This window comes from Kitasatospora sp. NPDC059599 (assembly GCF_042735125.1).
Lineage (GTDB): Bacteria > Actinomycetota > Actinomycetes > Streptomycetales > Streptomycetaceae > Kitasatospora.
In genome coordinates this window covers 20,090-27,311 of the sequence record NZ_JBHWCL010000134.1, presented here as the reverse complement: position 1 = coordinate 27,311, position 7,222 = coordinate 20,090, and the positions used below count along the sequence as shown (strand labels likewise).

Genomic DNA, 7,222 nt, shown 5'->3' with positions numbered 1-7,222 from the left:
CTCCCGGACGTGGTGTCCGGGAGGGGCCCGCTCGTGGTGCCGGGTGCGTCAGGCGGTGACGGCGGCGAGGGCGGCCTCGGAGTCGAGGACACCGGCCACGGCCTGCAGGACGGCGGCGATCTTCATCGAGGCCTGGACGACCTCGCGGTCGACGCCGGCCTTGCGCAGGACGGCCTCGTGCGAGTCGAGGCACTGGCCGCAGCCGTTGATGGCCGAGACGGCGAAGCACCAGAGCTCGAAGTCGACCTTCTCGACGCCCGGAGTGCCGATGATGTTCATCCGCAGACCGGCCCGCATCGTGCTGTACTCCTTGTCGGAGAGCAGGTGCAGCGTCCGGTAGTAGACGTTGTTCATCCCCATGATCGCGGCCGCGCCCTTGGCGGCGGTGTACGCCTCGGGGGAGAGGTTGGCCTTGGCCTCGGGCTCCAGCTCGCGCAGCAGGCCGGCGCTACGGGTGGCCATCGCGCAGGACAGCACGGTGCCCCAGAGCTGCTGGGCCGGGAGGTCGGAGTTGCCGATGACCGAGCCCAGGTTGAGCTTGAGGTCCTTGGCGTAGTCCGGGAGGGCGGCCTTCAGGTCGTCGAGGGCCATGGGTCAGCCCGCCAGCAGGGCCTGGGCGTCGAGGGTGTCCTCGCCCTTGGTCCAGTTGCACGGGCACAGCTCGTCGGTCTGCAGGGCGTCCAGCACCCGCAGGACCTCCTTGGGGTTACGGCCGACGGAGCCGGCGGTCACCATGACGAACTGGATCTCGTTGTTCGGGTCGACGATGAAGACGGCGCGCTGGGCGGTGCCGTCCTCGCCCTCGACGCCGCAGGCGCGCATCAGGTCGTGCTTGATGTCGGCCAGCATCGGGAAGGGCAGGTCGCGCAGGTCCTTGTGGTCCTTGCGCCAGGCGTGGTGAACGAACTCGGAGTCACCGGAGACGCCGAGGATCTGGGCGTCGCGGTCGGCGAACTCGTCGTTCAGCTTGCCGAACGCGGCGATCTCGGTCGGGCAGACGAAGGTGAAGTCCATCGGCCAGAAGAAGACGATCTTCCACTTGCCCTCGTAGGTCTTGTGGTCGATGTCAGCGAAGGCGCTCGCGGCGTCCAGGTCGACACAGGCCTTGAGGTCGAACTCGGGGAACTTGTCACCGATCGTGAGCACGTTCGCTTCTCCTGAAATGAGGTGTGGGGAGCTTTTGTCCGGAATCCGGACACGCATCACGATTCCACATCGTGGACTGATCGGGGAAATAGCTACACTGGATGTGTCTGATCGGAGATTGCTATCAGTACCGAACCTCCCACGTCGCGGCCGGGATCCCGCCGGTCCGCCGGGGCCAAGACCGACCCGACTGTGACGAGCGCCACCGTCCGCAGTCCCCGCACCCCGACCGTCGCGCAGCTGCGGGCCTTCGTCGCGGTGGCCGAGCACCGGCACTTCCGGGAGGCCGCCGCCGCCACCGGGACCAGCCAGCCGGCGCTCTCCGGGGCGGTCGCCGCGCTGGAGGAGTCGCTGGGGGCGCAGCTGGTAGAGCGTACGACGCGCAGGGTGATCGTCACTCCCCTGGGGGAGCGCGTGCACCGGCACGCGCGCAAGGTGCTCGCCTCGCTGCAGGCCCTCACCGAGGAGGTCGAGGCCGCCCGCCGCCCGTTCACCGGGCCGCTGCACCTGGGCGTCATCCCGACCGTCGCGCCCTACCTGCTGCCCACGGTGCTGCGGTTGGTCCGTGACCGCTTCCCCGAGCTGGAGCTGCACGTCCACGAGGAGCGCACCCCCTCGCTGCTGGAGGGCCTGGCCGCCGGGCGCCTGGACGTCCTGCTGCTCGCGCTCCCGGCCGGCGGGACCTCGCCGACCCTGGACATCCCGCTGTTCGACGAGGACTTCGTCCTGATCACCCCGCCCGGCCACCCGCTCGCCGGGCGGATCGACGTCCCGCGCGACGTACTGCTCGACCTGGACGTGCTGCTGCTGGAGGAGGGGCACTGCCTGCGCGACCAGGCGCTGGACATCTGCCGCGAGGTCGGCGCCGACCCGACCGGCTCGACCACCCGCGCGGCCGGCCTGTCCACCCTGGTCCAGCTGGTCGCCGGCGGTCTCGGGGTGACCCTGCTGCCCGCCACCGCACTGGACGTCGAGGCCGGGCGCACCGACCGGCTGGCCGCCGTCCGCTTCGCCGCCCCGCCGCCCGGTCGTCGGATCGGGCTGGCCGTCCGCCCGGGCTCGGCCCGCGGCGCCGAGTACGAGCGCTTCGCGGCCGCGCTGCGTGAGGTGCTGGTCGAGCTGCCGGTCCGGATCGTCGGCTCCCCGGAGCCGGCGGCTTCGTCCTAGGACGCGTTCCCGGGGGTGGCGGGCGTGCCCAGGCAGAGCCCGACCGCGGTCGCCACCAGCACGTCCAGGGCCCGCAGGGTGTCCGGGCCGGGCTGCTCGCCGGGGGCGCGCAGCGACAGGTAGCGGTCGGTCAGGCCGTGGAAGCCGGTCAGGAAGTGGACCGCGATCTCCTCGGCGGGTGCGGCCAGTCGCAGCCCGTGCGCGTCGGCGAGGGCGGTGATCATCTCGGTCGCGGTGCCCTCGGTCTCCTGCTGGAGGGCCCGCATGATCTCCTGCAGGTCCGGGTCGCGCATGGCCAGTGCCGAGAACTCGGTGAGCAGCACGCAGCGCCCGTCCGGGCCGGTGGAACTCTCCCAGAGCGCGTGGACCAGGGTCCTGACCTGCTCGGCGAAGGAGCCCTCGCCGGGGTAGGCGTCGCGGACGTGGCCGATGAACTCGGCGGTCAGCTGCTCGACCACCGCCCGGTAGAGGTCCTTCTTGGTGCCGAAGGTGTAGTGCACCGTCGCCTGCGCCACGCCCAGCTCGGCCGCGATCGCGCGGGTGCTGCCGGCGGCGATCCCCTCCCGGGCCATCAGGTCGATGGCGGCCTGGATCAGTTGCGGGCGGCGTTCGGAGGCGGGGACGTGAGCCATTCAGTCAGGGTATCGCCACGGTCGGGCAACTGTGTCAGGCGATCCTGTCGCTTGCACCTGTCGCTCGACTTGGTCGCCTGACAAACTTGCGCGTACGGTGGGAGCGACCTGCCCTGACCGACCCCGAGGGACCGCCCATGGCCACGTACCTGTACCGACTGGGCCGCTTCTGCTTCCGGCGACGGCGCGCCGTCCTGGCCGTCTGGATCGCCGTGCTGATCGCGATCGGCGGGGCCGCGGGCGCCTTCGCCGGCAAGACCAGCGACGAGTTCAAGGTGCCCGGCACCGAGGCGCAGAGCACGCTGGACCGGATCAAGGACACCTTCCCGGCACAGGGCCACGCCTCCGCCCAGGTCGTCTTCGCGGCCCCGGCAGCCGGCGGCGCCACCGCGCCCGGGGCGGCCGAGGCGGTCGGCCGGGCCGTCGCCCGGATCGCCCAGGTCCCGGGCGTGGCCGCGGTGCCCGACCCGTACGCCACCGGCGCCGTCTCACCGGACCAGCGGGTCGCGATCGCCCTGGTCTCCTTCGACCGCAAGCTCGCCGACGTCACCGACCGGCAGCGCGACGCGGTCAAGGCGGCCGCCGAACCGGCCCGCGCGGCCGGACTGGACGTGGCCTTCGGCGGCGACGCCTACAACACGTTCGCCCAGATCGAGGGCGGCTCCGAGTCGATCGGCCTGGTGGTCGCCGGGACGGTGCTGGTGATCACCCTGGGCACGCTGGTCGCGGCCGGGCTGCCGTTGCTGACCGCGCTGGTCGGCGTCGGCGTGGCGATGGCCGGACTGCTGGCGCTCACCGGCTCGTTCCAGATCATCACCACCGCGCCGGTGCTGGCCCTGATGGTCGGACTCGCGGTCGGCATCGACTACGCGCTGTTCATCCTGTTCCGCCACCGCCGGCACCTGGACGAGGGCCTGGAGCCGGAGGAGGCCGCCGCCCGTGCCACCGCGACCGCCGGCAGCGCCGTCGTCTTCGCCGGACTGACCGTGGTCGTCGCGCTCGCCGGGCTGGCCGTCGCGGGCGTTCCGTTCCTCACCGTGATGGGCCTGGCCGCGTCCGGGGCGGTCGTGGTGGCCGTCCTGGTCGCGATCACGCTGCTGCCCGCGGTGCTGGGCTTCGTCGGCCGCGCCGTCGACCGGCTGCCGGTCTGGAAGCGGGCGCTGCGCACCGGCGGCAGGACCACCACCGGTGAGTGCTGGGCCCGCTTCGTGGTCCGCCGCCCGCTGCCTGTGCTGCTCGTCGGACTGGCCGGGCTCGGCGTCATGGCGGTGCCCGCGGCGAGCCTGGACCTCGGGCTGCCGGGCGGCGGCTCGCAGGCCGTCGGGACGGACGCGCGCAAGGCCTACGACCTGGTCAGCGACAGCTTCGGACCGGGCTTCAACGCGCCGCTGGTGGTGGTCGTGGACGCCCACGGCGCGCCGCGGCCCGACCAGGCGGTGCAGGGGGTGGCAGCGGAGCTGCAGACCCTGAAGGGCGTCCGGACGCTGCTGCCGCCGCAGGTCGACCAGGACGGCCGGACCGCCCTGGTCCCCGTCATCCCGCGGACCGGCCCGGACCACGAGGACACCAGGGCGCTGGTCGACGAGATCCGCGACCGGCGCGGGGAGTTGAAGTCGGCGACCGGCGCGGACATCGCGGTCACCGGCACCACCGCCGCCAACATCGACGTCTCCACCAAGCTGGGCCAGGCCCTGCCGCCGTTCGTCGCGGTGATCGTCGGCATCGCGCTGCTGCTGCTCGCGCTGGCCTTCCGCTCGGTGCTCGTCCCGCTCAAGGCGGTGCTGGGCTTCCTGCTCAGCATCGGGGCCTCGCTGGGCGCGGTGGTCGCGGTCTACCAGTGGGGCTGGCTGGACGGTCTGATCGACGTTCCGAAGGTCGGCCCGGTGGTCAGCTTCGTGCCGATCCTGCTGATCGGCGTGCTCTTCGGACTGGCGATGGACTACGAGCTGTTCCTGGTCTCCGGGATGAAGGAGCAGCACGTCCACGGCAAGGCGCCGCGCGAGGCGGTCGTGGGCGGGGTCAAGGGCGGTGCCCGGGTGGTGACGGCGGCCGCGCTGATCATGGTCTCGGTGTTCGGCGCCTTCGTCTTCGGCCACGACCCGATCGTCCAGCCGATCGGCTTCGCCCTCGCGGTGGGCGTCCTGGTGGACGCCTTCGTGGTGCGGATGGCGCTGGTGCCGGCCGCGATGGCGCTGTTCGGCAAGGCCGCCTGGTGGTTCCCGAAGCGGCTGGAGAAGGTCGTGCCGAAGGTGGACATGGAGGGCGAGCAGCTGATCGCGCGGCTGACGGAGCAGCCGGTGAAGGAGCCGGCCGGGGTCTGACACCCGGTCGGGGTGCCCGGTGGAACCCGTTCCGCCGGGCACCCGGCCCGCTTCCGGCGGGCGCGCGGCCGACGGGCCGGCTACGGCTGCGGCAGCCGCTGCTCGAACCAGACCACCTTGCCGGTGCCCAGCCGGGTCGCGCCCCAGCGGTCCGCGCACCGGGCCACGATCTGCAGCCCGCGCCCGCGTTCGTCCTCCGGGCCGGTCCGGCGCGGGCGCGGCAGTAGCGGACTGTCGTCGCCCACCTCGCAGCGCAGCCGGGTGGTGCGCACCAGGCTCAGGGTGACCGGCCGCGTCGCGTGCTGGACGGCGTTGGTGACCAGCTCGCTGACCATCAGCTCGGTCGCCTCGCTGAGCTCGTCCAGCCCCCAGCGGCGCAGGGTGTGCGCGGCCAGCCGGCGGGCCCGGCCCGGCGTCTCGTTGCGGGGCTGCAGGTACCAGTGCGCGACGTCCCCGGCCGGAATGCCGTCGAAGCAGGCGCCGAGCAGGGCGATGTCGTCGCCGCGGTCCCCGGGCGGCAGGATCCGCAGCGCCTCCATGCACAGCTGCTCGGGTGACTGCCAGCGGGCGGCGGCGATCCGGGCGCGCAGCACCTCCAGGCCGTCGCTGATCGGGCGGCTGCGGGTCTCCACCAGGCCGTCGGTGAACAGCAGTAGCGCGGACCCGGGCGGCGCGGGCAGTTCGACCGAGTTGAAGTCCACCCCGCCGACCCCGATCGGGGCCCCGGAGTCCAGCTCCACCAGTTCGGCCGTCCCGTCCGGGCGGACCAGCACCGGCGGGACGTGTCCGGCGTTGGCCAGGACCACCCGGTTGGCGATCGGGTCGTAGACCGCGTACACGCAGGTGGCCAGGTGCTGTTCGCGGCCGAGCCGCTGGGCCTGCTCGTCCAGGTGGTAGAGCACCTCGTGCGGCGGCAGGTCGAGAGCGGCCAAGGTCTGCGCGCTGGTGCGCAGTTGGCCCATGATGGCGGCCGAGGTCAGCGAGTGGCCCATCACGTCGCCGACGATCAGGGCGACCCGGTTGCCGGGCAGCGGGACGGCGTCGTACCAGTCGCCGCCGACCTGCGCGCCACGCTCGCCGGGCAGGTAGCGCTGGGCGAGCCGGACGCCGTGCGGCTGCGGCAGGCGCAACGGCAGCATGCTGCGCTGGAGCTCGTTGGCGATCTCCCACTCGCGGGCGTACCGCAGGGCGGTGTCCACGGCCAGCCCGGCCTGGGTGGCGAGGTGCGCGGCGGTCGCGGTGTCCGCGGCGTCGAAGGCCGGGCGGCCGGTGCGTTCAGGAGGACGGCGGATCAGCACCAGCAGCCCGAGGACGGCCTTGCGGCCGCGCAGCGGAAGGGCCACCACGGAGGTGCCCGGGGTCAGCCGGGCCACCCCGCGGCTGCCGTACAGCTCGCGCAGCAGCACCTCGGTGCGCTCGGAGCCGGGCGTGCCGAGAACGGCCGCTTCGGCGGGACGGCGGCTCAGCAGGGCGTGCGCGAGCGCCCCGCCGCGGGTCACCGGGGTGGCCGGGCCGCTGTCGGCGGTCGAGCGGGAGCCGTAGCGGCGCCGGTCGTCGAAGCCGCTCGGGCGGCCGCGACGGCCGATCCGGGTGCCCGTGCTGTGGTGGATCCGCAGCTCCTCCGGGAAACCGGGCTCGCGCTCCACGTTGGGCAGCGGGTCGCGCAGGTGGACCACGGCGGCGTCGGCCAGCGTCGTGACCAGCACCCGGCCGATGTTGCGCAGCGTCGCGCCCAGGTCGAGGGCGCTGTTGATCCGCCGGGTCGCCGAGTCGAGGTAGGCGAGGCGGTCCGCCACGTCGGCGCGCTCCGGCCGCGCGGACGGCGGCTTCGCCGGGCCCTGCGCCCGGGCCGGGACCTGGCGGCGCTGGCCCGGGACGGCGGGCGGCTGCTCCGCCTCGGTCTTGAGCTGGTCGCGCACGGCTGCCTGTCCTGGATTCGGTGTGGTCGGTTGGTTT

6 protein-coding genes are annotated in these 7,222 nt (G+C 73.5%); 2 read left to right on the top strand and 4 right to left on the bottom strand.

Annotation, left to right across the window (positions count from 1 at the left end; translation table 11 throughout):
- Positions 1–48: 48 nt before the first annotated feature.
- Both ACFV04_RS33890 and ACFV04_RS33885 read right to left on the bottom strand, forming a co-directional pair.
- The gene (locus ACFV04_RS33890) at positions 49–591 is read right to left on the bottom strand and encodes an alkyl hydroperoxide reductase (RefSeq protein ID WP_380534679.1); all 543 of its coding nucleotides are present in this window, start codon (positions 589–591) and stop codon (positions 49–51) included.
- 3 nt (positions 592–594) lie between these two features.
- Positions 595–1,146 carry a peroxiredoxin gene (locus ACFV04_RS33885; RefSeq protein ID WP_350515070.1) on the bottom strand — a complete coding sequence of 184 codons (552 nt, stop codon included), beginning with the start codon at positions 1,144–1,146 and terminating at the stop codon, positions 595–597.
- Between the two features lie 192 nt (positions 1,147–1,338).
- Here ACFV04_RS33885 and ACFV04_RS33880 point away from each other — a divergent pair, with 192 nt between their 5' ends.
- Complete coding sequence (locus ACFV04_RS33880; protein ID WP_380534677.1) at positions 1,339–2,313, top strand: LysR substrate-binding domain-containing protein; 975 nt, start codon at positions 1,339–1,341, stop codon at positions 2,311–2,313.
- Here ACFV04_RS33880 and ACFV04_RS33875 read toward each other — a convergent pair.
- Entirely contained in the window at positions 2,310–2,945 is a 636-nt protein-coding gene (locus ACFV04_RS33875) for a TetR family transcriptional regulator (protein WP_360260911.1), read from the bottom strand. The two genes, ACFV04_RS33880 and ACFV04_RS33875, sit on opposite strands and share 4 nt — an antisense overlap.
- A 137-nt stretch (positions 2,946–3,082) precedes the next feature.
- On the opposite strand from ACFV04_RS33875, the gene ACFV04_RS33870 reads away from it, so the two are divergent.
- Positions 3,083–5,266, top strand: a complete 2,184-nt coding sequence (locus tag ACFV04_RS33870) for an MMPL family transporter (protein WP_380534675.1) — start codon at positions 3,083–3,085, stop codon at positions 5,264–5,266.
- Between the two features lie 80 nt (positions 5,267–5,346).
- Here ACFV04_RS33870 and ACFV04_RS33865 read toward each other — a convergent pair whose 3' ends face one another.
- Entirely contained in the window at positions 5,347–7,185 is a 1,839-nt protein-coding gene (locus ACFV04_RS33865) for a SpoIIE family protein phosphatase (RefSeq protein WP_380534673.1), read from the bottom strand.
- Positions 7,186–7,222: the final 37 nt, after the last annotated feature.

Bases quoted from the DNA above. Each gene is read 5' to 3' on its own strand.
- ACFV04_RS33870 (WP_380534675.1), top strand. From the start codon at position 3,083: ATGGCCACGTACCTGTACCGACTGGGCCGCTTCTGCTTCCGGCGACGG.
- ACFV04_RS33875 (WP_360260911.1), bottom strand. From the start codon at position 2,945: ATGGCTCACGTCCCCGCCTCCGAACGCCGCCCGCAACTGATCCAGGCC.
- ACFV04_RS33890 (WP_380534679.1), bottom strand. From the start codon at position 591: ATGGCCCTCGACGACCTGAAGGCCGCCCTCCCGGACTACGCCAAGGAC.